The sequence below is a fragment of the Subtercola boreus genome (assembly GCF_003399625.1).
GTDB lineage: Bacteria > Actinomycetota > Actinomycetes > Actinomycetales > Microbacteriaceae > Subtercola > Subtercola boreus_C.
Genome location: NZ_NBXA01000026.1, coordinates 304434 through 329625, shown reverse-complemented (window position 1 = coordinate 329625; position 25192 = coordinate 304434). Strand labels below are relative to the sequence as shown.

Sequence of the window (25192 nt, the reverse complement as noted above, 5' to 3'; positions counted from 1 at the left end):
GCTACGGTTGCATGACGGACACCGTCGACAAGGGGAATGCCATGAAGCTCGAACGCATCGGCGAGGTGTTCGTCATCCGCCTCGACGAGACCGAGAACCGCTTCAATCCGGGCTGGGTGGGGGACTACCTCAGGCTGCTCGACGAGGCGGAGTCCGCGCCCGGCCCCGCTGCTCTCGTGACCTCGGGCACCGGCAAGTTCTTCTCCAACGGCCTCGACCTCGACTGGATCACCACCCATCGCGCCGAAGCGGCCGCTCTCCTCGGCGACGTACACGAACTCTTCGCCCGCGCCCTCGAGTCGAGCCTGCCGACCGTCGCCGCGATCCAGGGTCACTGCTACGCGGCCGGCGCCATGCTCGCGATCGCCCACGACTACCGCATCATGCGGGAGGATCGCGGCTTCCTGTGCTTTCCCGAGATCGACATCACCGTGCCATTCACGCCGGGCATGGCCGACCTCGTTGCGGGAAAGCTCACCCCGCAGGCGGCCCGTGACGCGATGCTGTTCGGAACGCGGTACACGGCTCCGGATGCCCTCCGAGCCGGCATCGTCGATGAGATCGCCCCGGCCGACGCCGTCACCGACCGCGCTATTGCGCTGGCCGCCTCGCTCGTCGGCAAGGACGCGGCCACCCTCCGCGCGATCAAGCGGGGCGTGTACGCCCGCGCCCTCGACGCGCTCCGGAACGACCCCGCGAACACCGCGCTCGGCGGCCTCTTCGCGGACTGACGCCGCCGCGCCGCGCTCCGCCCGCCGGGATAGGCAAGGGACCGCTCGTTCGGGAGGAGCTCAGCCCAACCGACGCGAATACGGCGGAGGATCGCCCCACCTCCTCCCGGGCGTGGTGGCGGCGCTAAGCGGGGTCGGCCGCGCCGAGGTGCGAAGCGCCCCGCGAACGCTCCTGCTGCACCCGGAGTGCTGCGTCGTAGCCCTCCGCCCAGCGCTCCTCGACGGGGATGCCGAGTCGCTCGGCCTCTTCGATGCTGAGTTCCCTCGGAAAACCGTTGGTGTCGGAGAGCCGGAAGATGTCTTCGCCCGTCAGAGTGCGCCCGGAGAACCCCCCGATCATCCGGAGACCTGCCTCGAGGGTGCGCCGGAACGACTTCTCCTCCCGCAGCAACACCGCCACGATCTCCTCGCGCGACGTTCGGATCTCGGGGTAGTCGTTCTCATAGAGGTCGGCGATCTGGCCGACCACACCCTCGAAGAACGTGTCGCGCAGATCGATCGAGTAGGCGGTGCGGATGGCGCGCCGAAGCAGTCGGCGCATCACGTAACCCTGCTCCTTGTTGGAGGGCCGCACGCCGTCGACCGCGAGGAAGACGGCACCCCGCAGGTGGTCGGCGATGATGCGGAACGGCTTAGGATCGGCCTCGTACGAGGCGCCCGACAGGCGCTCGAGCGTCTGGACAATCGGCCACAGCAGGCTGATGCGATACACATCGGGTGTGTCCAGGGCTGCGGCGGCGATGCGCTCCAAACCCCCACCGAAGTCGACGTTCCGCTGGTCGAGCGGGGTGAAGGAGCCGTTCTGCTCGCGGCGGTACTGCATGAAGACCTGGTTGCCGATCTCCATGAACTGGCCGCTGTCGCTCGCCGGGTGCGCCTTGCCGAAGCTCGCGTCGTGGTGGTCGGGGCCGAAGTCGTAGAAGACCTCGCTGTCGGGCCCGCAGGGGTCGCCGAGCGGGGTGCCGAGCAGGCTTCCGCCGCGGCTCCACCAGTTCTCGCCGGAATCGTAGAAGAAGATCTTCTCGCCGGGTTCGACCCCACGGGCATCCCCGTCGGCCTGGCTGCCCACGACGGCGATACCCGCCTCGATTCCGCGTTCGGCGAAGACGGCCTGCCAGATCGCGGCGGCCTCGTCGTCGCGCGGGATGCCGTACTGGTCGTCACCGATGAAGCAGCTCACTGCGAGTTTCGTCGGGTCGAGTCCGACGACATCCACCAGGAAGGTGAAGAACGCGCGGATCTGGTGCTCTTTGAAGTAGTCGCCGAGGCTCCAGTTGCCGAGCATCTCGAAGAACGTGGTGTGGCGGTTGTCGCCGACCTCCTCGATGTCCTGGGCGCGGAGGCACGGCTGGCTGTCGGTCAGCCGGATCCCGTCGGGGTGGTGCTCGCCGAGCAGATAGGGGAGCAGGGCCTGCATGCCGCTGCCCGTGAAGAGCGTGCTGCCGTCGCCCCGCGGCACGAGGTTCGCGCGCGCGATCTGCACGTGCCCCCGGTCGCGTTGGTAGGCCAGGTAGGCGTTTCGGATGTCGTGTGCGTCCATGGGGTCCCCCGTGATGTAGTCGTGATGCGCTGCAGGATGTTCGTACCGAGCGTGGGCGGCTCCGCTGGTGCTCGGTCGTTGCCGGTGTCGGCAGGTGCCTCGTTACTGCTGGGTCGTTCGGTCGATGCTCATCACGAGGACGACGCGGTCGGCCGAGTCGGGCGGCGGCGTCTGCTCGGGGTTGCCACACCGTTTGCCGAGCACGACATAGAACGCGCCGGTGGGGTCGGGGACGACCTCGGACAACCGGCCGCGCACCTCCAGGTAGCGGAACGGGTTCTGCGGGTCGATGACCGCGAGGCTCATCGAGGGGTTCTGCATGAGGTTGCGGTATTTCGCGCGCTTCGTGGTGTGGGTGAAGCGCAGCGTCTCGCCATCGAAGAGGAACCACATCGGGTTCACCTGCACGGTGTTGTCGGGGCGAACCGTACCGAGCGCGCCGTAGTTGGGGTCTTCGAGCAGGCGGACGTAGTCCGCGGGAATCTCAGCTGTCATGCGCCCAGACTGCCAGAAGCGCCCGACGCTGTCACGGGCTCGGGCCCCGCATCGGCCACCGGGCGTCAGGCGCCGGCGGGAGCCCAGCCGAGCAGCGGTGCCAGCCGCGTCGCGATGTCGGTGAGGATCTGCACGTAGTCCTCGTGCTCGAACGAGAACGGCAGGGCGAACACCACCTCGTCGACAGCCTGGAACCCGGCATGCGCGTGAAGGGCATCCGCGATCTCCGTCGAACTGCCGACGATGTCGGGGGCGAACAGCATGCGACCGGGTCCCTGGGGGGTGAGGGTGCGTTCGAAACGGCCGTCGGCGTACGCGCGGTACTTCGCGGCCTGCTCGGGGCTGGCGCTGTCGGTTGGGATGACGACGAGTCCCTGGGAGGCGCGCGCTGCGTCGCCGAGCGGATGTCTCGAGCGGAACAGGTCGATCTGTGCCCGTTGGATGCGGGCGAAGTCGTCGTCCTCCTCCGCTCGCACCACGCTGCTCGACAGCAGGTTGAGCGCGTGCTCACCTGCCCAGGCCGCCGACGAGAGCCCGGCGGCGCCGAACCAGACGCGATCGGCAAGACCCGCCGCGAACGGCTGGATGCGCGAAGAGTAGGCCTCGATGCCCTCGGTTCCGGTGAAGGTGCTCACCGTTTCGCCGCGGAGGTTCGCCAGCAGACGCTCCGCCCGCTCGTGACTGAAGTTCTCGTTCTGCCACGAATCGGGGTACAGGTGCTCTCGAATGGCCTCGAAGTGGGTCGGCGCTCCCACGCTGATACCCGGATTCAGGCGCCCACGGCTGAGCACATCCACGGTCGCCAGGTCTTCCGCGAGACGGAACGGGTTCTCGAATCCGAGCGGGATGACCGCGGTGCCCAACTCGATACGGCTCGTTCGCTGTGTCGCGGCGGCAAGCACGGCTAGGGGTGACGAGATGCCGAACTGCAGGTGGCGATCCCGCAGCCACGCGCTGTCGAAGCCCAGCTGCTCACCCAGTTCGATGATCTGGAGGGTGCTCTCGTGGCCGCCGATCGGGTCGTGCTCGTCGAAGAACCCGATGGTGAGGAAGCCGAGCTTCACGAGCGGGCGGTTGCTGCTGCTTCTGTCGGTCATCGGCTCCTCCTGGGTGCGGTTCAAGCCTAAACCGCTCCGCTGGGCCTGGTACGCGAGCGGGTGCGCGGCGGCCCGGCGTGGGATGATCGGCTCATGACTGGGCGACTGATGCTCCTCGACACCGCTTCGCTCTACTTCCGCGCCTTCCACGGCGTGCCGGACACGGTTCGGGCGCCCGACGGCTCCCCGGTCAACGCCGTGCGTGGCCTGCTCGACATGATCGCCAAGCTGGTGGCGGACTTCTCGCCCACCGCTGTCGTCGCCTGTTGGGACGACGCGTGGCGGCCCACGTGGCGGGTGCGCCTGATTCCGTCATACAAACAGCACCGCGTTCTGCAGGAGGTCGCCGGGGGAGTCGACGTCGAGGAGGTCCCCGAGCACCTGACGCAGCAGATTCCTCTGATCAGGGAGGTTCTCTCGGCCTTCGGCATCCCGATCGTCGGGGCAACCGACCACGAGGCCGACGACGTGATCGGCACTCTCGCGACTCGGGCGACAGGCCCGGTCGACGTGGTCACCGGTGATCGCGATCTCTTCCAGCTGGTGGATGATCGTGCCCAGGTCCGCGTCATCTACACGGCGCGCGGAATGAGCCGCCTCGAACTCGTCACCGATGAGGTGATCGTGTCGAAGTATGGGATCTCGCCCCGTCAGTACGTCGACTTCGCCGTGATGCGGGGTGACGCTTCCGACGGACTGCCCGGCGTCGTGGGCATCGGAGAGAAGACCGCCGCGACCCTGCTCGCGGAACACGGCGACCTCGCGGGCATCGTTGCGGCGGCGGCCGATCCCGCTGCTGCACTGTCGGCTTCGGTTCGGGCGAGGCTCGCTGCGGCGAGCGACTATCTCGCGGTGGCACCGCGAGTGGTGGAGGTCGTGCGGAACCTGGATCTCGACTCCAGCACCGCCCCAGGCTCGAGCTCCGCCTTCGCCTCCGAGCAGCTCTCGACCATTCATGCCCTCTCGACGAAGTGGGGGATCGGCGGCTCGTCTGACCGCGCACTCCGGGCGCTCAACCGCCCGGACTCGCTCAACCGCCCGGACTGAGGACCCGGCCGTCACAGGCGTCCGCGCGCCGCGACGGTGACCGATGCCCACCCGATCAGCGAACCGTCGCCCGCGTAGACGGCGAGGGGATGCACGCCGGGGCTGTAGCCCGCAGGGATCCGCACCCCCACGCGGCCACCTGCGACGATTCCGGTCGTCAGAGGGGTCTGCGGTGCGTAGCCGACGACCCTCACGGTACGACCCTCGTGCCCCGTGATCTGAACCTGCACCGTGGTTCCCGCCGCTGCCGAAACAGGCGAGATGCTCACCACGCCGAAGTTCTGAGCGTTACCGTCCGTCAGCGCGGAAGCGGCCAGCGGGGGTACTGCCCGCACTGTGATGGGCACATCGATCGACGTTCCGGTCGCAGGCACCCGCACGGTCAGCGCGGCGCTGCCTGCCTCGCCATCGCCCGGAAGAGTTGCGGTGACGGTGGCGCGACCCACCTCGTCGGTCGTGTCCACCACGGCACGGTCGATGGCTGACCGGGCGATGACCGCCCCGCGGTAGAGCACTTCGACGCTGCCGGCGGGAGCCTCACCACCGCTGAAGAGCAAGGAGGACAGGGCCATCGTGACGGTGTCGCCCGGGGCGAGACCGCCCCTGGCACTGGCGCCCAGGTGCACGCCGACAGCGCGCTGAGCGAGATCGGGGCTCACCGCCGGGTGTTTCGTGAAGGAACCGATCATCGAATCCAGGTCGATCCTGCCGGTGTCGGAACGATTCGTGCCGCCCGTGAACGCAGTGAAGTTGTCACCCCCGTCGGCGAGGTACTTGTTGGCCACAACCCGGTAGGTCGTCGTCGCACTGAGAGCGGCACCGTCGAGCGTCATCCGGAGCACACGGGATCCCCTCGGGGAGGTCGGATCGTAGAGGTACTGGAAGCCGCGCGACACTCCGAGCTTGAGGAACGGTCTTCCGCTCCCGGCGGGCTGCCACTGCTGTTCCAGCACGGCCTTCAGCTGGGCGCCTGTCAGGTCGAGGGCGATGAGGGTGCTCGCGAAGGGCTGCACGGCGTTCGCCTCGCTGTAGGTCACATTGCCGTCCGGATCCTTGGCGGAGCTCGAAGCGTAGGTGAGGTTGACCCGCAGTCCGCCAGGGTTCATCAGCGCGATCTGGGTGCCGACGTCTGCCGTCGCTTCGAGCTGCGCATCGGCCACGAAATTGCCGAGCGTGGATTCGCCGCCCCGGTTGTCGCTTCCGTCGGACTGCCTCGCCTTGTTCAGGTCGGCGGTGATGGTGCCGACCGTGACGGAGCCGGGCACCGAGGCGTAGGCCTCGGCCGCCGAGACGATCCCCGCGACTGCCGGATCGGGAGTGAATCGTGGTGTCCTGTCGGGATTGGTGAGGGGCACCAGCTCTGCAGTCATCGCCTGCGGCCGGTGGGTCGCACTGTCGACCACCACGGACAGGTGGCCGATCGTCTCTCCGTATTCCCCGGCCTGGATCACGGGACGATCGAGCCCGGCCGGCCACCCCGGTACCGGAATCGTGTGGGCGTAACTCTGGTGAGTGTGCCCCGACACGATGGCATCGACGTTCGCGTCGGCGCCTGACACGATGCGGCCGAAGGTCGACGTGTCCGTCGACGATCCCACGCCGGAGGTGGCCGCCCCCTCGTGCACGAGCAGAACGACCACGTCGGCCTCGCCGTTGGCAGCGTCGCCATCCGAGAGTCGGTCGGCCACAGCGTTCACCTCCGGAACGATGCTCCTCACCTCGAGCCCGGGCAGGGATCCTGCGCTGACCAGAGTCGGCAGCTGCTCAGTCACCGCGCCGATGAAGCCCACTCTGACGCCGTCGATCACGGAGATGGAGAACTGGTCGTAGGCCGGTCGGCCGGTGGCCGTGTCGTAGAGGTTGGCTGCGAGGTAGGGGAAGGCAGCGGCGGTGCGCACGCGCCCATCGACGTCGGCCCGACCCCGGTCGAATTCGTGGTTGCCGAGTGCAGACGCAGCGAGTCCCATCGAGTTCAGAGCGTCGAGCGTCGGTTTGTCCTGCTGGATGAACGAGGTGAACGTCGAGGCGCCGATGTTGTCTCCGGCCGAGATCAGCCGGGTGTCGGGGTTCAGAGCCGTGTAGTGGTTCACGGCTCCCGCCAGAACCGCGGCCCCGGCGATGACGCCGTCGGCGGAGAGCCTGCCGTGGAAGTCGTTGATGCTCAGAAGGTCGATGGTGACGCTCGATGCGGCGGAGGCGTTGGGAGCCGCGACGGCACCCAACCCGGCCGCGCCCGTGAGGCCGAGCGTTGCAGTGAGAGTGAGGGCGAGCGCGCGTTTCATCGTGATTCTCCAGTCGGGGGATTCGGAATGGTGGGTGGCGTGTGCTGCGGCAGAGCGAGACCGACGACGAGCGGGTCGTGATCGGATGACCGGAACGGGTCTTTCGGATTCACGAAGGTCGACACGTTCGCGTTGGCGGCCGAGTACTGGCGCACCGGCGCTTCGACCGAGTTGATGTTCCAGATGTCCGTTCCGGTGACCAGGGCCTTCGCCTCGACGGAGGCGAAGATGTGGTCGATCGATCCCGACTCCCCGGAGAAGCTGTAGGAGGCCTTGCCGGTGCCGGCGCCCAGATCGGCGAACCCGGCCGCCACGATCGCGAGCACCGGATCCTCGTGCGACAGCGCATTGAAGTCGCCGACGAGGAAGACGCGGTCGGTGCCGCTCGCTCTGCTCACCGTCTTCGCGAAGTCGAGCAGCGCCAGGGCCTGCCTGGTGCGGTCGCCGTTGAAGGCGCCCTGGCCGGTGTCGACGTTGTCGCCCGTGGCGTCTGGACCCGACTTCGACTTGAAATGGTTCGAGACCACCAGGAACGTCTCCGCGCCGGTCGCGTACACCGGCCGGAATGCCTGAGCGTCGGGTTCCCTCGCGTTGTCGAAGGGGGCCGATCCGACCAGGATCGACGTCGGTCCCACCGGTTCCGCCACCGAGGACCGATAGATGAATCCCGTTCGGATCACGTCTTCGTCTGCGAGGGCGGGAACCGCGGCGGGGGAGGGCACGAAGCGCCAGTCGGCAGGGCGGTCGGCCGCATTCAGCGCGTCGACGAGCACGCCGAGCGCGTGGTCGCGGGGCATCCCGAGCTTCGCCGAGTTCTCGATCTCCTCCAGCGACACGATGTCTGCGCCCAACGCCAGGATCGCACTCACGATCTTCGACTGCTGCTGCAGGAAGTGGGCGCGGGTCGCTGCGCCCCTCACTCCGCAGCCCGGGGCGTCGCTGTTGTTCACGGTGACGGGACTGCCCGCGCGGTCGGAGAAGTACGTGCATCCGGAGCGTTCGTCACCTGTGGTCGGAAAGAAGTTCAGCACGTTGAACGTGCCCAGGCGGATGCTGCCTCCGACGTCTGTCGGCGCCGCTGTGCGAGTGGCGCCGAACCGGGCGGGAGAGGTGGTGGCCTCGTTCGTGCCGGTCACCTCGGTCGTGGGCTGGAACCGCCAGGCGCTGTTGCGGTAGTCGAGCACGACCGGGCGGGTGAAGGTGACGGGTGCGCCGACACGAGCGGGGCCGGAGAGATAGGGGAGAGGTTTCGCTGAGCCGGACGCAGAAGTGAACGAGGTTGTCGCCCCGTCGTCGAGCCAGACGGCCCGGGCCCTGTTGTTCGAGGCGGTGGCCGCGTACTCCGCGCTGCCGACGGCACCGACACTCGTCGGCGCCGCCAGGGGAACGGTGCCAGCGGCGAGCTCGATCTGCCCGTACTGGGCGGCGGACTGGAGGCCGGTGACCGTGAAGTCGCCGGCAGGCTGGATGAGCATCCCTTCGAGGGATTCCCGATCGCTGTCCGTGCCCGGGTACTTCGTCGCTGCGGGCAGGGGTGCAGCCACGCCGGTCGGGTCGAGCGGAACGATCGAGCCGGCAGTGGGCGGTGACAGCTGGGTGAGCCCGCCGAACTCCGAGACGAGGCCCGACACCTGGAGGTAGTCGCCGATCCGTGCGGAGAGGGGGGTGCCGGCCAGATAGACGAAGAGCCCGTCGGAAGCGCGATGCGTGCGCGGGTCGATGGCGCCTCCCGTGCCGGCCGACTGCAGGAAGTACCCGTTCAGCCCACCGGTGGCATAGGCGGCGGTCACGAAACCGGTCGTGGTGACGGAGCTGCCGACGAGCGGGCTGGAGGCGGACGTTCCCTGGATTGTTGCGATCGAGACGGAGGCTGCCTCTGCCGGCGGCGCCGGGGCCACGAGAGCCACGGCGGTGAGGGCCACGAGCGCCACCGTCGTGACGGCAACCTTGCTGCACAGCACGAGGTGGAGGCCTGACGGCCGCTTCTGGTATGGATCGTGAGGCACTGCGACCCCTTTCGGGAGAATCATCGGCTGGATGGACTCGGCCCTCCGACGCAACGTCGAAGGCCCCCGACCGATTGACTCCCACAGGAAATCATTACCTGAAATTACCTCATTAAAGAGGCTCAGCGACAAGAGCCTCGCAGAACTTCTCCCTGATCTGGTCGGCTGTCGGAGGTTCGGTTTACGATCTGGCCGTGGCAGAGAACATCGAAGCGTGGTGGGCGAGGCGGCAGCGCTCGAAGGAGCGCGACGTGCCCTACGAGATCGGGGCGTACCGCACCGAATGGGAGCGCTACCCCGTGCTCGTGCGCCAGTACCACCCCGACCTGAACCGCAACATCACTCTCACTCAGATCCCGCCCGCTGCCGAGGTGTACCTCACCTGGCAGTGCGACGCCGGGCATGTGTTCGTGGCGACCCCCGACGAGCAGCGCCACAGACCGGGCGGAGTTCGCCGCAGATCGTCGTGGTGCCCCGAGTGCCTCGCGCTCGCGGCGCCGAAGCGGATCGTCAACCGTCACCTCCCGCCCGACCAGCAGGCGGTTCCGGATGCCCGGAGGGCCGTTTCGCGACCAGCTGTCGTCGCTTCAGCTCCCCGCACCACGCTGGCGAAGTGTGCCGCGGGTGAGGCGTTCCACAGCGGGCGGGCCCCCCGGCCGGCATCCGCCGCCGAGGGCGACCTGCGCAGCCGGCTCGCCGAACGGCTCGACATCGACCTCCGCGCCGCGAATGCGGTCGAGGTGCGGAGGCCGTTCTTCGCGCACCGGGAGGTGTGGCCCGACATCGTTCTGGCAGAGCTGAAGGTCGCGATCGAGTACGACACGATCGGAAAGTTCGGGCTCGAACATGTCGGCACTCGCGAGGCAACGGACCGCCGAAAGGACCGTTTGCTTCGTGAAGCCGGCTGGGAGGTCATCCGGGTGCGCTGCGGCAGGCTTCAGCCGCTCGGCGGGTTCGACCTCGTGGCCGGCGGGGTGACGGCCTCGCTGATCGAGCGCATCCTCGAGCGTCTGCGGGAGATCCGTGGCGACCTCATCGTGAACGCGTACCTGCGCTGAGCCGCGTCGCCGCCTGTTGCCGCTGCTGGCCGCCGGGTCGGGTGATGGCGAGTCGGCGAGGGGCGTACAGTCGGACGGATGACCGACTCTCCCCCTCCGTACGCGCTGCTCCTGCGCGGAACCAACACCGCCGACCACGGGGTGCAGGTCGCTCTGCCGATCGGTGCCGACGGTGAGCCCGAGCGGATCCTCCGGTTCCAGGGCGAGGCCTGGGAGCTGCTCACGCAGTCCGTCACGCGCGGTGGCTTCTTCGAGTACGGCAACCCGCGAACGCTCTGAACGGCGGGTGCACGGGGGCCATCCCGGTTGCAACCGCTTCGTGATGGCACCGATGACCCGTGCCCCCTCGCCGAACGGTGTGCCGGGCCTGGCGTTCGCGGTCGATGCCGTGCACGCCGTGGCCGGTCGGGCCCCCGGATGCGCGGCTTTCGCCGAGCGCGAAACTCCTGCGTCGGGGGTCGACCGGGCCGGAGGCGAAACCTAGGCTGGCAGACATGGCCGGAAGCAGGAAGCGAAGCGATTCGCGCCTGAACGTGTCCCGCTACCAGACGGACGGCTCACTGCCGGGAGACGGCAGACGCGAAGCCGGCGAGGCGGGGGCGGCGGAGGACGACGACACCGCCCTCTCCGGGCAGCGATCGATGGAAGCTCGCGCGCAGTACGTCGAGATCTCGATCCAGCAGGCGATGCGCCGGGGCGAGTTCGACAATCTGCCGGGCTCCGGCAAGCCGCTCAAGAACCTCCATGACGCCTATGACCCCGACTGGTGGATCAAGCAGAAGATCGAACGCGAGAACATCACGGGTCTCGGGCCTCCCGCACTCACGCTCCGGAGTGAGAGTGCGGGTCTCGACGAGAAGATGGATGCCGCACCCTCCGAGAAGCGGGTTCGCGAGTTGCTCGACGACTTCAATACCCGGGTCGTCGAGGCGCGCCGGCAGCTGAAGGGCGGCCCACCGGTCGTCACGGCCACGCGGGACGTCGAAGCCGAGATCGAGCGCTGGCGCGAGCGGCGCGACGCACGGTTCGTCGCCTCTGAGCAGCAGCGCGCGGCCGATGAGGCCGCCTACCGGGCACTGCCGTGGCGAGAGCGTCGCCGGGCACGCCGCCCCGGCGCGTAGCGCCCCCCGTCAGGCCGTGGGCGGGGCGGGGCACCCCGTCAGGCCGTGGGCGGGGCGTAGCGCCCCGTCAGACCGTGGCCGGCGCGCTCACCTTCTCGAGCCGCACCACGATCGCCTTCGAGACCGGAGTGTTGCTCTCGAGGGCGGCGCTCGCCAGAGGGATGAGCACGTTCGCCTCCGGGAAGTAGGCCGCCGCGCAACCCTTCGCCGTGGGGTACGACACCACACGGTAGCCGCGCAGTTCCCGGTCGGGTTCATCCTTCCACTCGCTGAAGATGTCGACCGTGTCGCCGTCGGCCAGCCCGAGTTCACGGATGTCGTCGGGGTTCACAAAGACGACGTTCCGGCCCTTCTTGATGCCGCGGTAGCGGTCGTTCAGGCTGTAGATAGTCGTGTTGAACTGGTCATGCGAGCGCATGGTCTGGAGGATCAGTCGCCCGGCCGGCCGCTCCAGCGGCTCGAGGTGATTCACCGTCAGCATTGCCTTGCCCGTGGCGGTGTTGAAGGTGCGCGAGTCGCGTGGGCCGTTCGGCAGAACGAAACCGCCCTTTCGGCGCACATCGGCGTTGAAGTTCTCGAACCCCGGAACCACCCGCGAGATGGACTCCCTGATGGTGTCGTAGTCGTTCTCGAACCCTTCCCAGTCGACGGGACCGTCGTCGCCGAGAACGGCGCGCGCCAATCGTGTGACGATGGACACCTCGGACAGGAGCGTGGGGGCGACCGGCGGAACGGCGCCGTGCGTGGCGTGAACGGCGCACACGGTGTCTTCGACCGAGAGGAACTGCGGCCCGGCCGACTGCAGGTCGACTTCGGTGCGACCGAGCGTCGGCAGAATGAGCGCTTCGCGGCCGATGACGGCGTGCGAGCGGTTGAGCTTCGTCGAGACCTGCACAGTCATCTCCGTGCCACGCATCGCCGCTTCTGCCGCGGCGGTGTCGGAGATAGCGGCGACAAGGTTTCCGCCGAGGCCGAACCAGAACTTGATCTCGCCGCGCTGCATCGCCTCGATGCCCTTCAGCGAGTCGACCCCGTGCGCACGCGGCGACCGGATGCCGAACTCCGTGTCGAGCGCGTCGAGGAAGGTCTCGGGCATCTGCTCCCAGATGCCCATCGTGCGGTCGCCCTGCACATTGCTGTGGCCGCGGATGGGCGACGCTCCGGCCCCCTGGCGCCCGATGTTGCCGCGCAGCAGCAGGAGGTTCACGACCTCCCGGAGGGTGTCCACCGACTTGCGATGCTGTGTCAGCCCCATCGCCCAGGTGATGATGGTTCTCTCGGAAGCGATGTACCGGTCGGCGAGCTCGTCGATCTCGGCGCTCGTCAGCCCGGTCGCTTCGAGCACGGTGTCTTCGTCGAGGTCTGCGAGATGCTCCCGCAGGGCATCCAGACCCTGGGTGTATGTCTGCAGGAACCCGTGGTCGAGAACGGTGCCCGGGCTTCGGTCCTCTGCCTCGAGGACTCGCTTCGACAGCGCCTGCAGCAGGGCCATGTCGCCGCCCAGCCGGATCTGCACGAACTGGTCGGCGATCGCCGTCCCCCGCCCGATCAGGCCACGCGCCGTCTGCGGATTCTTGTACCTCAGCAGCCCGGCTTCGGGCAGCGGGTTCACGGCAACGATCTTCGCGCCCTGCTTCTTCGCGTCTTCGAGAGCCGTGAGCATGCGCGGATGGTTCGTGCCGGGGTTCTGGCCCATGATGATGATGAGGTCGGTGTTCTCGAAGTCGTCGTAGGCGATGGTCGACTTGCCGACACCGATCGTCTCGCCGAGCGCCGTTCCGGTGGACTCGTGGCACATGTTCGAGCAGTCCGGCAGGTTGTTCGTGCCGAAGGCGCGCACGAAGAGCTGGTAGACGAAGGCCGTCTCGTTCGCAGCCCGACCCGACGTGTAGAAGGCAGCCTCGTCGGGGGAGGCCAGCCCCTTCAGCTTGTCGGCTATCAGGCTGAAGGCCTTCTGCCAACTCACCGGCTCGTAGTGGTCACTGCCCGCGGGCTTGTAGACGGGTTCGACGAGGCGCCCCTGCATGCCGAGCCAGTACTCGCTCTTGGAGAGCAGGTCGGTCACCGAGTGCTCTGCCCAGAACGAGGTCGGAACCGTGACGGGCGTGGCCTCCCACGTGATGGCCCGCGCCCCGTTCTCACAGAACTCGGCCACCTTGCGGTGGTCGGGATCGGGCCACGCACAGCTCATGCAGTCGAAGCCGTCTTTCTGGTTGACCTTCGTGAGCAGCGTGAACGCCCGCCCCGGCCCCATCTCGATGAGGGCAGGCTCGCTCGCCGAGTAGATCGCGGGAAGACCCACCGCCCACTTCTCGGGCGGGTGCACCGTCATGTCGTCGTAGTTGGGGTCTTCGACGGGAGGCTTACGGCTCATCGGGCGGTCACTTTCTGCTGCAGTCGGGGTTCGGCACGTTCATCCTGTGCCGTCGGTGCCAGCGCAGGGGAACGCCCGGCGGAATCTGTGGAGAACCCGTCGTCGACACGCTCTGTGCAGGAGTAGACGTTCATCGATGACCCGCGCAGGAATCCGATCAGCGTGATCCCCATCTCGACCGCCAGTTCAGCCGCGAGAGAGGATGGCGCCGATACGGCGGCCAGCACCGGGATCCCGGCCATCGATGCCTTCTGCACCAGCTCGAAGCTGGCTCGCCCCGAGACCATCAGCACGGTGCCCGACAGCGGGAGCCGGTCGGCGGTGACGGCCCAGCCGACCACCTTGTCCACGGCGTTGTGCCGCCCCACATCCTCACGGAGCACCAGCAGCTCGCCCGTTCGCCCGTCGAACAGCGCGGCAGCGTGCAGTCCGCCGGTCTTCTCGAAGACGTCCTGGTGGGAGCGCAGTACGTCGGGGAACGAGGCGAGCAGCTCCGACGAGACCACGAGCGGGTCGCCGGCCACCTCGTGTCTCGAAAGGGTGCGCACGGCGTCGATGCTCGCCTTTCCGCAGAGCCCGCACGAGCTCGTCGTGAAGAAGTTGCGTTCGAGGCTCGGATCCGGTGGTGCAACGCCCGCGGCAAGCACCACGTCGAGCACGTTGTACGTGTTCAATCCCTCTTCGGTGGCGCCCGCGCAGTACCTGGCCGTCGCGAACTGGTCGCCCCGCCAGATGACGCCCTCAGACACGAGAAAACCTGCGGCCAGATCGAAGTCATGGCCGGGAGTGCGCATCGTGATCGCGAGGGCACGACCGCCCACTCTGATCTCGAGCGGTTCCTCGGCAGCGAGAATGTCTTCGCGGGAGCGGCCCGGTTCGCCCACGGTCACGCGGGTCACACGGCGTCGAACGGTGATTCTGCCCATCCTCCAGAGGTATCACCGAACCTGCTTCGGCACAATGCGGCGCGCACAGGCTGGGGATGTGCATCCGCTCACCCTCGTAGGCTGAACGCCATGATCTTCGACGCGATCGTGCTGGCCGGTGGGCGGAGTTCCCGCCTGGGCGGCGTGCCCAAGGCCCTCCTCCTGCTCGATGGCGAGACCCTGGCCGGGCGGGCGCTGGATGCGGCTCTGGATGCCCGCCGGCGCGTCATCGTCGGTGATCGCGATGCTCTTGCCGGGGCGCTCGGCGCTCGCGCAGTGCTGTTCGCGCGCGAGAACCCGCCCTTCGCGGGCCCTGCAGCGGCGGTCGCGGCCGGCCTCGAAGCGCTGGAACAGGTTACGGCTGGTGGGGCCCCGCCCGCGCCGGCCGACTTCGTGCTGGTGCTCGCCTGTGACATGCCGTGGGCGACCGAGGCGGTTGTCGCGCTGCTGGCTGCTGCTGCTGCTGCTGCTTCCGCTGCAGCTGCCGCCTCAGCCTTTGCCGCCCCTGCCCCCGCAGATGCCTTCGTGGCGCGCAGTCCCGACGGGCGGATGCAACCCCTCGCCGCCCTGTACACCTCCACCGCTCTGGCCTCGGCGGTCGGCTCTCATCGCGCCGCAGGCGACCTCGAGAACCTCTCGATCCGTTCTCTGTTCGCAGGTCTCTGCACGCAACCTGTCGACGTACCACCTGGTTCCACCGACGACATCGACACTGCGGCCGATGCCGAACGGGCGGGAATCCGACTAGCGTGAACACCGAGCCGGTGCGCGGTGGATCCGGCGCGACCCGACGAACGACCTGACACCTGACCCACCTGGAGCACCCATGACCCGCACCGATGACGATGCCCAGCGCGAGACGCTCGAGGAGTGGACCGCCGATCTCCGGGATGCCCTCCGCCTGGCCGGCCTCGATGTACCCCTGGCCGTGGATGTCGCGGCCATCCTCTCATTGGCCGGTGACGCCGCTCATGCGGTGCTCCGTCCCGCCGCGCCGCTGACCACCTTCGTCGTGGGATTCGCGGCCGGCCGTGCGGCGGGAGGGGGCGCCGATCCCGCCGCGGCTGTGGCGGAAGCCCTTGCCGCGACCCGCATCCTGCTCGCCGAACGCCAGGCGTTCGAGGCGGATGCGTCGGACGGTGCGGCTGAGCCAGCAGCAGAGCCCGCAGCGCCTGCAGCCCCAGCCGCGCCTCCCGTGCCCGAGTCGTGAGCGCGAAGCCGCCCGCCCCGCACAGCCGCCCCGATTGGCAGACTGCCCGGAACATCGCCCACCGAGCGCCCGCCCGGCTTCCTGCCGCTGTCGTTCCGCTCGCCGCTGCCGCCGCTCGCATCCTCGCCACCGACATCGCCGCGCTCGCCGACGTTCCGCACTACGCCTCGTCGGCGATGGACGGCTGGGCGGTCGCAGGCGACGGCCCGTGGATGCTCGTGCCCGCCGGCCGCCGAGCGCTGACGGATTCCGCCGCCGAACCCGATCCGTCGTCCGCCCCGCTCACAGCGACCGTGCTCGCGCCCGGCACGGCCGAGCTCATCGTCACCGGCGGGCTGGTTCCTGCCGGTGCCGACCGCGTGGTGCCGAGTGAACGCGGAACGGTCGACGCCGTCCTGCTCACCGAGGAGAGCGGCGCGGTCGGCCGCGATCACATCCGCGCGGCCGGGGAGGAGGCGCGGCAGGGAGACATCGTGCTCCACAGGGGGATCCGACTGAACCCGGCCCACATCGCGGTCGCGGCGTCGTGCGGGCATGACGGGCTGCCGGTGCGCGCCCGCCCGCGGGTGGCGCTCGTTCTCACCGGTGACGAGGTGCAGCTGTCGGGCATCCCGCGGCCCGGTTTCGTTCGTGACAGCTTCGGCGTGACGCTCCCCTCGCTCATCGGATCCTTCGGCGGCGAGGTCGTCTCGCTGCTGCGATCACGCGATTCGCTCGCCGACCTGCTGGGTGCCCTTCGGGACTCCCAGAGCGGTGCGCCAGCCCCCGATCTCATCGTGACCACGGGCGGCACCGGGGCCTCCGGTGTCGACCACCTGCACGACGCTCTCCGCGAACTCGGTGCCGAACTCCTGGTCGACCGGGTCGCCATGCGCCCGGGCGGGCCGTCGCTGGTGGCACGCCTGCCGGACGGATGCCTGCTGCTCGGTCTGCCCGGCAACCCCCTCGCAGCCATGGTCGCGCTGGTCGTTCTCGGGCATCCGCTCCTCGCAGGATCTGCAGGCGAATCACTGCCGCCGGTCCGGTCGGTTGTGACCCGCGATGCTCTCGAAGGTCGCGCCGGCGCCGTTCTGCTGAGCCCGTACCGCCTCGTCGACGGTCAGGCCGTGCTGAACGCCTTCACGGGCTCGGCGATGATGCGCGGCCTCGCCGACGCTGACGGTCTGCTGGTCTGCCCTGCAGAGGGCGCCCCCGCGGGCGCGACCCTCGACGCCCTCCCGACCCCCTGGAACGCCTGATCCGCCTGGCGCGCAGCCCCGAAGTGTCGCCGCGCATCCCCGCCATCCACAGCAGAGCGTAAATGACAAGGGCTGCCGGACGGGCGGCCGAGGATGCTCGACTGGAACCATGACGGTGGCGGCGGAGATCTGGCGGGTGGAGCTCCGCCGGCGTTCGCTCGAGGGCTGGAAGCGCACCGGGTGGGGGTCGAGGGCTGTGGTCTCCGCGTTCGTCGGGCGCGCATCCGGAGCCGCCGACCTCATCTTCTTCAGCGTCGACGACACGAGAGTCGTGCATCTGGTGCCAGCCGGGGACGAGGAGTATTCCGAACGACTGCTCGCCGCGGCGCGCCGGGACCTGCTCGAACTGCCCACCGGCGAGTTCGCCCAGCAGTGGGGCTTCCCGCCGGGCACGTGACGACGCCGAAGCGGCACCCGAACCTGTGTGAGAATCAGCGGGAAGAGGGAGTGTGGGGAATGGTCAGAATACTTCGTGCGGAGACACTGAGACCCGATGTGCGCCGGTGGACAGGCATCTCTGCGATAGCGGTCGCGGCCCTGATGGCGGCCGAGTTCGTGACGCAGGTGACCACGGTCGGCACGCGCCCCGAGCTCTCCCAGGAGGGTGCCCTCGCCGAGTTCATGACGGCAGCGGCGAATCCCACTCTGTTCGTGATCCTCCTCGACACGTTCCTGATGGCGGCGCTGATCGTGTTCCTCGCGAGCTTCCGCCAGCTGATCACGCATACCCGGCACGACATGCAGTGGGTGGCCGACCTCGGCTACGGCGCGGGCCTGGTGTTCGTGGCGATCACTCTGGTGGGCGATGCGATGGATGCCGGAGCCGCGCTCGACGCCGTGAAGCAGCCGGCCAGCGGAACGGTCATCCGCGCCCTCACCGAGGGCCACATCGTGATGTTCGGATCGATCGGTTGCGTGCTGACGGCGCTGGTCGTCGCTGCCGCCGGCTACGTGACGTTCGCCTCGGATGTCCTACCCCGCTGGACAGGCTGGTTCGCGTTCGCGGTCGCGGCCTCCAACCTGGTCACGGTGCCGGCGATGTTCAACGGCACCAGCGCGACCGATCCGTTCTCCGCCGGCGGCGGGGCAGTGACCGCCCTCGCGACGTTCCCGTTCCTGGCGTGGGTCGCCGTCGTGGGGATCGTGACGATCCGGGGCCAGCGGCACCACGCGGCCAAGCGCACCGCGGCAGCCGTCGGAATCGCCTTCGTGAAGTAGCTCGCTCGCGCGCGTGACACCCGTCGACTTTCCCGTTTGCGCGGTGATCCGGGCATTCCGGAGCGCAAACGGGAAAGTCGGCAGCGGGAGTGAGGCTTAGGCCTCGCTCATCACGGCCTGCTCGCGCTGGCCGCGGGCGGCGAGGGCGGCGGCACGGGCGGCGAGACGGCGGGCCTGCTCGGCCTGGCCTGCGTCGAGCACGTCCTGCGGAACCTCGACGCTCTCGACATGGTTCACACCGTTGTACTTCTCGATGTAGGCGTCGAGCTCGGGGCCCGACTCCCACGACGTGATGAGGCAGTAGCGCGGGTCGGGGCCGGGGTGGGTGGCGGCGTGCCAGAGACGCTGGGTGTCGACGATCAGCTGCGCACCGGCGGGCAGCGCGATGCGTGTCTCACCCTGCGGGTCGGTGCGGTTCTCCCGCAACACGAAGAAGCTGGTGGCGTCATCCGTGAGGTTGAAGAAGCCGCGGACGACCCAGCCGGTGCCATCGGGGTTCAGGCGGTTGTTGTCGTCCTGGTGGAGGTTGTAGAGGGTGTCGGCGTACTCGTTCGGCTGCAGCTCGATCACGCGGCAGCGACCGACGTTCGCACCCGGCTCCTGCGCGCGACGCGTGAGGTTGGGTGCCTTCTCGATCTGGGAGTCGATCCAGACGCCGTCCTTGTCGGTGCGCGGCGGCTTGTGGTTCCAGAAGCCGTTGCACTCGATCGCCCCGAAGGCGCTGGCGAGGGGAGCGAAGCGGGTGTCGCCCGACGACTTCCAGTCGTTGTACTCGATGTCGAGCCACTCAGTGGGGTCGAGTTGCTGGTTGTAGCGGTCGAGCACTACGTAGCCAGTTTCTTCCAGAGCGGCAGATGTGATGTATCCCATGGTGAGATCTTGCCCTTTCGTCTTGGACCAGCACGTTTTAACAGGTCCAGGTTAGGTCAGCCTAACATCCGGCCCCTGTGCGGGCCATGGCCGCCGCAACGTGTCTGCACGTGTCTGTACGATCGGAACCATGTCCAGCGCCACCAACGTCGAAGCCACGGCGGTCAACACTGTCGAGTGGCTCTCCGCCCCCCAGACGTCGATCGTCGTTCCGGTCTACCAGCGCCAGTACCGGTGGGACATCGGCGGCTGCGAACAGTTGCTCGGCGACATCCGTGCGGTGGCCGATTCGGATGATCGCCACAGGCACTTCATCGGATCGATCCTCTCGACAGCCGCGGGCGAGGATGCCCCGGGCTCCGGTGCGGCCGCTTCGCCGGAGGAGCTCGTGCTGATCGACGGGCAGCAGCGCATCACGACGCTCATGCTGCTCGTGGCGGCGCTTCACCACACTGTGCTGCAGCAGGGCCCAGAGGGGTCGGGGCTGGCCCGTGAACTCGAGGCCGTGCTCGTGCGGGCATCCGATCCCGACCGCACCAAGCTCCGACCGCACCGTGCCTGGGCCGACGTGTTCGAGAGCGTCGTGCTCGACCGTCGCGCGCCGGGCGACCAGCTTCGCGATTCGCGATTCGACGACAACTACGCCTTCTTTCGCAGCCAGGTTCTCGCCGAAGAGGTTCCGCGCATCTGGCGGGGGCTCCGGAGACTCGAACACGTGGCGATCACCCTGGGTGCCGACGCGAATGCCCAGCAGATCTTCGAGAGTCTGAACTCCACGGGCGAGCCGCTCCGTGACCACGAACTCATCCACAACTATGTGCTGATGGGGCTCTCGCACGCCGAACAGAACGAGATCGAGGATTCGTTCTGGCTGCCGATCGAACAGAACACGGGCGAGTCGATCGCGAGCTTCTGGCGCCACTACCTGGTCATGATCACCGGTCGCGAGGTCGCCGTCACCGGTGGGCGCGGGGTGTACGACGCCTTCCGCCAGCAGTTCCCGCGGCTCGATGTCGCCACTCTCCGCGCGCGGGCGGCAGAGTGGCGGGACCTCTCGGCCGACTACCGCGTGCTTCTCGAGCCGTCCCGGGCTCCCGACGGTGAGGTCGCCCGCCAGCTCGCGTTCCTGAACACGTTCGGCAGGGGGATGTATCCGCTCGCCCTCCGCGCGTACCGGGACTGGTCGCGGGGAGACATCACCGCCGAGACGCTCATCGGCGGGCTCGAGCACCTGCAGTCGCTGGTGCTGCGGCGAACCGTGGTGGGAGTGGCGACGGATCGGCTCGTCGCGAGGCTCTGCCGCGCACGCGAGCTGGGCCCCGACGCCCTCAGGCTGGCGATTGCGCGCATCACCCCGTCAGACGCGCGCGTTCGCGTCGCATTGAAGTTCAGCGACCTTCCGCACCCCGGCTACGTTCTGGGGCGCATCGCCGATCGCACCGGACGGGGGACGGATGTCGCGGGGGCAGGACCGACCGGGCTCAACGGGCTCGACGGGCTCGCCGGGCTCGACGTCGAGAACATCTTCCCGCTCGCACCCTCCGACTCGTGGAGTGGTGACGGCGTGAGACAGTGGGCCGACTACACCGACGACGAGCAGAACAGCCACCGCGCTCTGGCTCAGACGCTCGGCAACCTCGCCCTCCTCGAACAGAGCCTCGCCGAGCGGGCCGTCGACCGGTCGTTCCCGGCGAAGCGCGCGCTCTACGAGTCCAGCGGCATCGCGACCACGACGGAACTCGCCGAGGTGAGCGAGTGGGGCACGGCGGCCATCGCCCGGCGCACCGCCCGGCTCACGGAGGTGTTCCTCGACGTCTGGGCGCGGCCGGCCACCGTCGGGATCGACGACGACGGCCTCACGCCCATCCTCGACGCCGAGCGGCGGCGGGGTTGGCCGCGTGGCTGGGAACGGGAGTTCGAGTACGTCGAATACCGCGGCGAGCACTGGGAGGTCTACGACGTCAAATACCTCTTCAACCGCATCTTCAAGCGGCTGTGGGCGGATGCCCGGCCGAGCGTCATCGCCTTCAGCGCCGATCGCGGTGGTCCGATCTACGAGGCCCAGGCATGGAACGGCCACTGGGATGCCCTCGACGAGTCGCACTACCTCTACATGGGCTGGGATTCGAAGTACATGCTCACCGCCCTGCAGGGTGTGCTCGACGAGGCCGGTATCGCGGCCGAGGTCTTCGTCAAGTACTCCTATATCGGGGCCCTGATGTAGCACTCCGCGTTGCGCACACGAGGGTCGCTCCGCGTACGCGGTCAGGCCTTCGGGATGGCGAGCTGCACCGCGCTGGTGCCCTTGTAGTCGGCGGGATCGCCGTCGAACACCAGGCGATCTGGCATGACCTCGCCCGGGAACACGTCCACCGAGCACTCCACATTCACGACCTTCGTTCCGCCGAACTGGCCGGTCACCGGGTCGGAGCACTTCTCGTACTCGGCCGGAACGAGCAGGGTGTTGCCGGTCTCCCCGCTGGCCGAGTCGACCGCCGTGATCGACTGCACGGGGCTGGCGTTCTCCGAACCTTCGAGGACTACCCAGGCGTAGTTGATGTAGTAAGGAGTGCCTACGGCGGTGTTGCTGGTGCCGTTCATCACCTTCAGATCCTTGAGATCGTCGGCGTCGCCCACGCGCAGCAGGCCGGCCTTCAACGCGAGGGTGGATTTCGCACCCTCACCCGAGTCATCCGCGATCTGCACGACAGCCCACGTGTCAGAGGGAACCACGCTGCCGGCCGGGGTGAGCGCCGACGGATCGGGCATGCCGGTGGCGGGAGCCGGTGACGGCCCGCCGAGGGACTCCTCCCGAGCAGACAGGCCCCCCGAGCATCCGGAGATCAGCAGGAGGGCCGCCAGCCCGAGGGTGGTGGCGGCGAGGGTGCGGGGGCGTGCGGCGGAGAACGTGATCGGGGCCTCTCGTTGGCGTGTCGGGAACCCCTCCAACCTATCGACCGGGTGCCGCCTCGCCCGAATCGGCTGCATTCTGGCTGGAATCCTAGCCTCTTGTGGCGACTTGGGTTCGTGTATATATTGCGTTGTATAAGCAAAAGGGAGGCGATCATGACCGTGACGTCCATCGATATCGACCCGGATCTGCTCTCGACGGCTCGGACCCTCATCGGTGCTGCGAGCAACAGGGACACCGTCGACCGAGCATTGAAGACCCTGATCGCCATGCAGCGCCAGCCAGAGGTCATCGAGCAGATCATTGCGTACGAGTTCTCCACAGATCAGATCGACGCTCCCACGATCGAACCGGAGGGGCCGTACGCTTCTGTCGCGTGAGCACCTATCTCGTAGACAACAGCATCTGGCAGAAGGCCGCTCGGAGTACCCGCATCACGAGGCGGCTGCGGGATGTATCCACTCAGCATCTCGTCATGACATGCCCGCCGCAAGTGCTCGAATACTGTCATTCTGCTCGAAATCGAGCTGACTATCTGCTGCTGAGATCTCATATGGAAGTCCTCTTCCCGGCCATCGATCATCCGAGTGAGAGTGACGCACTGGTCATCCAGCAAGCGCTCTGGATGATCGGCCGCGTGCGGGCCGCGGCCGCCTTCGACTGCCTCATCGCTGCGTACGCCATGAGGAATGACGCGATCGTCCTGAACTCGGATCGTGACTTCGGTCACATCGCCGACGCTGTGGGCCCCGGGTTCCGCCAGGAGTACGTTCCGGAATGACAGGCAGCGAACACCGGGGGTGACGGCGCGGCCCTGGTCTCGTAGGCTCAGGGGCGGGCAAGGTCTGGAGCACGTGTGGACGGGATCGAAGAGGTTCTCGAGCGGTTCGCCGCCGCGGCCGGAGTCACGGCAGACGATGTGCGAGAGAATGCGGCGGTGCGCGATCGGGTTGCCGGTGCGCTGGTGGGGCGCGGCGGGAGATCTGGCGGACCCGGCGGCAGCGGCGCCTCGCCCACGGTGCTGCGGCTCGTCGATGCGGGGTCGTTCCGGCACGGCACCGCGGTTCGGGGTGCAAGCAGGTTCGATGCGTTCGTCGTGCTGGGCGGCGCGCGGCCGAAGTCCCTCGGGCGAGCGCTCGCGAGCATCCGCTCGGCTGTTCAGGATGCACTGCCCGACCTGGTCGTCACCGCGACATCCGACTCGGTGCTGGTAGACGCGCCCGCGCCCGCGGAGGCTCCGGCGGAGGGCGAGTTCGAAGACGATTCCGCCGCGCCCCCGGTCCGGTTGCGACTCATCCCCGCGGTCGAGGCGCCGGGCGACGCCGGCAGCGCAGTGGTCGTCGTCCCCGACGCCGCCAGGCGGTGGGTGCTCAACCGGCCCGGCGCCCGCGAGCAGCTGATCGACCGGATCGACGACTCGCACCTCCGGTCGCTGATCCGGCTCCTGCTCGTCTGGAAGCACGTCAACCGTGTGCCCGTGTCGTCGTACTACCTCGAGACCGCGGTCGTTCTGCAGGCCCTCCGGCAGCCGTCGTTCAACCTGCTCTGGGATCTCTGCTGGGCCTTCGAGCAGCTCGCCCACGACGATCTGGTGAACCTGCCCGACCTGTCGAGTCCGTCGCAGGTGCAGAAGGTCCGTGCGGCGGAGACCCTCGGCCGGCGCATCGAGGCTCAGGGTCCCATTGATCGGGCCGCGGTGGATGCCCGTGCCGCCGTCAACGCCTACCTCGACGACGACCGTGCTGTGGTGGATGCCCGGCTCGCCGCCCTCTTCGGCCAGGCTTTCGCGACTTTCGACCGCTGACCCGCCCCCGCCGCTCCTCCGCCCGCCCGTGCCGCCCCCCGTCGCCCCCGCCCCCGTCGCCCCCGCCCCCGCCGCCCGCCCCCGCTGTCTCGCCCCCTCCGTAAAAGAGGATGGGAGCGGCGATGGCTCACAGACGCACGCGTCGATAGGGCTGATCCTCTTTTACGCTCGAGAGAGAGGGTGGGCGTCAGCGCGCAGTCGGGAGGGCGGGCGTCAGCGCGCCGGCGGGAGCGCGGCGCGCGCGGCCTCGAACGAGGCGAGCCGGCCGGCGGCGGAGGGCGCGAGCGGCTGCGCCACCACGGTCGTCACGCCCGAGGCGGCGAGAGCGGCGAGACGCTCGCGCACCCGCGACTCGGTGCCGATGAGGGACGATGCGAGCACCAGATCCTCGGGCACGGCATCCGCTGCCGCCGCCTTCTCGCCCGCGAGGTACAGTTCCTGCACTCGCGCGGCATCGTCGGCGTAGCCGTAGCGCACGGCCAGATCATTGTAGAAGTTGGCCCCGCGGGCGCCCATCCCGCCGAGGTAGAGGGCCATGCGCTGGCGGTAGGCCTCGAGCATCCGGTCGCCGTCGTCGCCGACGTAGAGGGGCAGGCCCACGATGACGTCGAGCGGGCCGAGGGCAGGGTCGCGGAGTGCCGCGCCCGCAGCCAGCGCCTCGCCCCAGGCATCGGCAGCACGTTCGGGGTGGTAGAGGAACGGGAGCCAGCCGTCGGCGATCTCCGCCGCCTGCTGCACGGCGCGCGGGGCCAGTGCTGCGATTGCGACGGGAATGGATGCCCGAACCGGCCGATTGATCAGCTTCAGGGGTTTTCCGAGCCCCGAGCCCTGCCCCTCGGCGAGCGGCACTGTGTAGTTGCGCCCCGAGTGCTCGAGGGGCTCACGGCGCCAGACGGAACGGCAGATCTCGACCGTCTCCCGAAGGTGCCCGAGCGGCCGCTCGAAGGGCACCCCGTGGAAGCCTTCGATGACCTGCGGGCCGGAGCTGCCGAGCCCGAGCTCGAAGCGCCCTCCGGAGACGGAGTCGAGGCCGGCGGCCGTCATGGCGAGAAGGGCCGGCGTGCGCGAGTAGATCGGCAGGATCGACGACATCAGCGTCGCCGTGCTCGTGACGGCGGCGAGGTAGCCGAGGCGGCTGACGGCGTCGAACGAATAGGCCTCGGAGACGGCGATCACGTCGGCACCCGCGCGCTCGAAGTCGCGCACCTCTGTGGCGGCGCCCGCGAAGTCTTCGGCGTAGTCGATGGTGATGCCGAGCCGCATG

General features: G+C 68.7%; 25 protein-coding genes. 15 read left to right on the top strand and 10 right to left on the bottom strand.

The genetic code is table 11. The features are described 5' to 3' along the window. The first annotated feature begins 11 nt into the window (after positions 1 to 11). On the top strand, positions 12 to 731 hold the full coding sequence (locus B7R21_RS15000) for an enoyl-CoA hydratase/isomerase family protein (RefSeq protein WP_216364254.1): 720 nt from the start codon (positions 12 to 14) through the stop codon (positions 729 to 731). 124 nt (positions 732 to 855) lie between these two features. Here B7R21_RS15000 and B7R21_RS14995 read toward each other — a convergent pair whose 3' ends face one another. The 3 genes from B7R21_RS14995 to B7R21_RS14985 form a co-directional block, all read right to left on the bottom strand. Then, positions 856 to 2271, bottom strand: coding sequence for an alanine--tRNA ligase-related protein (locus tag B7R21_RS14995; protein ID WP_116284032.1), 1416 nt, complete (start codon positions 2269 to 2271; stop codon positions 856 to 858). A 102-nt stretch (positions 2272 to 2373) separates the two neighbouring features. Continuing rightward, positions 2374 to 2766 carry a PPOX class F420-dependent oxidoreductase gene (locus tag B7R21_RS14990; protein ID WP_116284031.1) on the bottom strand — a complete coding sequence of 131 codons (393 nt, stop codon included), beginning with the start codon at positions 2764 to 2766 and terminating at the stop codon, positions 2374 to 2376. A gap of 65 nt (positions 2767 to 2831) precedes the next feature. Further along, positions 2832 to 3863, bottom strand: a complete 1032-nt coding sequence (locus B7R21_RS14985) for an LLM class flavin-dependent oxidoreductase (protein WP_116284030.1) — start codon at positions 3861 to 3863, stop codon at positions 2832 to 2834. A gap of 93 nt (positions 3864 to 3956) precedes the next feature. Here B7R21_RS14985 and B7R21_RS14980 point away from each other — a divergent pair, with 93 nt between their 5' ends. Continuing rightward, positions 3957 to 4910 carry a 5'-3' exonuclease gene (locus B7R21_RS14980; protein WP_172592195.1) on the top strand — a complete coding sequence of 318 codons (954 nt, stop codon included), beginning with the start codon at positions 3957 to 3959 and terminating at the stop codon, positions 4908 to 4910. An 11-nt stretch (positions 4911 to 4921) separates the two neighbouring features. Here the strand turns inward: B7R21_RS14980 and B7R21_RS14975 are convergent, their stop codons facing one another. Both B7R21_RS14975 and B7R21_RS19765 read right to left on the bottom strand, forming a co-directional pair. After that, positions 4922 to 7192 (bottom strand): bifunctional metallophosphatase/5'-nucleotidase, encoded by a 2271-nt coding sequence (locus tag B7R21_RS14975; RefSeq protein ID WP_147305908.1) that lies wholly within the window; start codon positions 7190 to 7192, stop codon positions 4922 to 4924. Continuing rightward, entirely contained in the window at positions 7189 to 9198 is a 2010-nt protein-coding gene (locus tag B7R21_RS19765; RefSeq protein ID WP_172592194.1) for an ExeM/NucH family extracellular endonuclease, read from the bottom strand. Before B7R21_RS19765 ends, B7R21_RS14975 begins: the two co-directional genes overlap by 4 nt. 194 nt (positions 9199 to 9392) lie before the next feature. Between B7R21_RS19765 and B7R21_RS14960 the strand changes: the two genes are divergently transcribed. The 4 genes from B7R21_RS14960 to B7R21_RS14950 all read left to right on the top strand — a co-directional run bounded on the left by B7R21_RS14960 (position 9393) and on the right by B7R21_RS14950 (position 11377). Next, the gene (locus B7R21_RS14960; protein WP_116284025.1) at positions 9393 to 10256 is read left to right on the top strand and encodes a zinc-ribbon domain-containing protein; all 864 of its coding nucleotides are present in this window, start codon (positions 9393 to 9395) and stop codon (positions 10254 to 10256) included. Positions 10257 to 10334: 78 nt separating this feature from the next. Continuing rightward, complete coding sequence (locus B7R21_RS14955) at positions 10335 to 10535, top strand: hypothetical protein (protein ID WP_116284024.1); 201 nt, start codon at positions 10335 to 10337, stop codon at positions 10533 to 10535. Between the two features lie 52 nt (positions 10536 to 10587). Next, positions 10588 to 10740: a hypothetical protein gene (locus B7R21_RS20195; protein WP_172592193.1), complete on the top strand. Its 153-nt coding sequence runs from the start codon at positions 10588 to 10590 to the stop codon at positions 10738 to 10740. 10 nt (positions 10741 to 10750) lie between these two features. Then, on the top strand, positions 10751 to 11377 hold the full coding sequence (locus B7R21_RS14950) for a DUF1992 domain-containing protein (RefSeq protein ID WP_116284023.1): 627 nt from the start codon (positions 10751 to 10753) through the stop codon (positions 11375 to 11377). Between the two features lie 67 nt (positions 11378 to 11444). Here B7R21_RS14950 and B7R21_RS14945 read toward each other — a convergent pair whose 3' ends face one another. Both B7R21_RS14945 and fdhD read right to left on the bottom strand, forming a co-directional pair. After that, positions 11445 to 13751, bottom strand: a complete 2307-nt coding sequence (locus B7R21_RS14945) for an FdhF/YdeP family oxidoreductase (RefSeq protein ID WP_116284022.1) — start codon at positions 13749 to 13751, stop codon at positions 11445 to 11447. Next, positions 13748 to 14677 (bottom strand): formate dehydrogenase accessory sulfurtransferase FdhD, encoded by a 930-nt coding sequence (gene fdhD / locus B7R21_RS14940; protein ID WP_116284021.1) that lies wholly within the window; start codon positions 14675 to 14677, stop codon positions 13748 to 13750. The genes B7R21_RS14945 and fdhD overlap by 4 nt, the downstream gene beginning before the upstream one ends. 90 nt (positions 14678 to 14767) lie before the next feature. On the opposite strand from fdhD, the gene mobA reads away from it, so the two are divergent. The 5 genes from mobA (at position 14768) to B7R21_RS14915 (ending at position 18343) form a co-directional block, all read left to right on the top strand. Continuing rightward, positions 14768 to 15430: a molybdenum cofactor guanylyltransferase gene (mobA, locus tag B7R21_RS20475; protein WP_116284020.1), complete on the top strand. Its 663-nt coding sequence runs from the start codon at positions 14768 to 14770 to the stop codon at positions 15428 to 15430. Between the two features lie 73 nt (positions 15431 to 15503). Continuing rightward, the gene (locus B7R21_RS20470; protein WP_116284019.1) at positions 15504 to 15887 is read left to right on the top strand and encodes a DUF6457 domain-containing protein; all 384 of its coding nucleotides are present in this window, start codon (positions 15504 to 15506) and stop codon (positions 15885 to 15887) included. Next, positions 15884 to 17125, top strand: a complete 1242-nt coding sequence (locus B7R21_RS14925) for a molybdopterin molybdotransferase MoeA (protein WP_116284018.1) — start codon at positions 15884 to 15886, stop codon at positions 17123 to 17125. Before B7R21_RS20470 ends, B7R21_RS14925 begins: the two co-directional genes overlap by 4 nt. A 109-nt stretch (positions 17126 to 17234) precedes the next feature. Beyond that, the gene (locus B7R21_RS14920; RefSeq protein ID WP_116284017.1) at positions 17235 to 17522 is read left to right on the top strand and encodes a hypothetical protein; all 288 of its coding nucleotides are present in this window, start codon (positions 17235 to 17237) and stop codon (positions 17520 to 17522) included. Positions 17523 to 17581: 59 nt separating this feature from the next. Beyond that, positions 17582 to 18343, top strand: a complete 762-nt coding sequence (locus B7R21_RS14915) for a hypothetical protein (RefSeq protein WP_147305906.1) — start codon at positions 17582 to 17584, stop codon at positions 18341 to 18343. Between the two features lie 96 nt (positions 18344 to 18439). On the opposite strand, the gene B7R21_RS14910 is transcribed toward B7R21_RS14915, so the two are convergent. Beyond that, on the bottom strand, positions 18440 to 19213 hold the full coding sequence (locus B7R21_RS14910) for a hypothetical protein (RefSeq protein ID WP_116284015.1): 774 nt from the start codon (positions 19211 to 19213) through the stop codon (positions 18440 to 18442). 130 nt (positions 19214 to 19343) lie between these two features. On the opposite strand from B7R21_RS14910, the gene B7R21_RS14905 reads away from it, so the two are divergent. Continuing rightward, positions 19344 to 21437, top strand: a complete 2094-nt coding sequence (locus B7R21_RS14905; protein ID WP_116284014.1) for a DUF262 domain-containing protein — start codon at positions 19344 to 19346, stop codon at positions 21435 to 21437. A gap of 41 nt (positions 21438 to 21478) precedes the next feature. Here B7R21_RS14905 and B7R21_RS14900 read toward each other — a convergent pair whose 3' ends face one another. After that, positions 21479 to 22201: a hypothetical protein gene (locus tag B7R21_RS14900; RefSeq protein WP_147305905.1), complete on the bottom strand. Its 723-nt coding sequence runs from the start codon at positions 22199 to 22201 to the stop codon at positions 21479 to 21481. Between the two features lie 78 nt (positions 22202 to 22279). Between B7R21_RS14900 and B7R21_RS14895 the strand changes: the two genes are divergently transcribed. The 3 genes from B7R21_RS14895 (at position 22280) to B7R21_RS14885 (ending at position 23928) form a co-directional block, all read left to right on the top strand. Continuing rightward, complete coding sequence (locus B7R21_RS14895) at positions 22280 to 22504, top strand: type II toxin-antitoxin system VapB family antitoxin (protein ID WP_116284012.1); 225 nt, start codon at positions 22280 to 22282, stop codon at positions 22502 to 22504. Next, complete coding sequence (locus B7R21_RS20990) at positions 22501 to 22905, top strand: PIN domain-containing protein (RefSeq protein WP_116284011.1); 405 nt, start codon at positions 22501 to 22503, stop codon at positions 22903 to 22905. Before B7R21_RS14895 ends, B7R21_RS20990 begins: the two co-directional genes overlap by 4 nt. A gap of 75 nt (positions 22906 to 22980) precedes the next feature. Then, a complete protein-coding gene (locus B7R21_RS14885; RefSeq protein ID WP_116284010.1) occupies positions 22981 to 23928 on the top strand; it encodes a hypothetical protein in 948 nt (315 codons plus the stop codon). Between the two features lie 213 nt (positions 23929 to 24141). On the opposite strand, the gene B7R21_RS14880 is transcribed toward B7R21_RS14885, so the two are convergent. Further along, the gene (locus tag B7R21_RS14880) at positions 24142 to 25191 is read right to left on the bottom strand and encodes an LLM class F420-dependent oxidoreductase (RefSeq protein ID WP_116284009.1); all 1050 of its coding nucleotides are present in this window, start codon (positions 25189 to 25191) and stop codon (positions 24142 to 24144) included. Between the last annotated feature and the right edge of the window lies 1 nt (position 25192).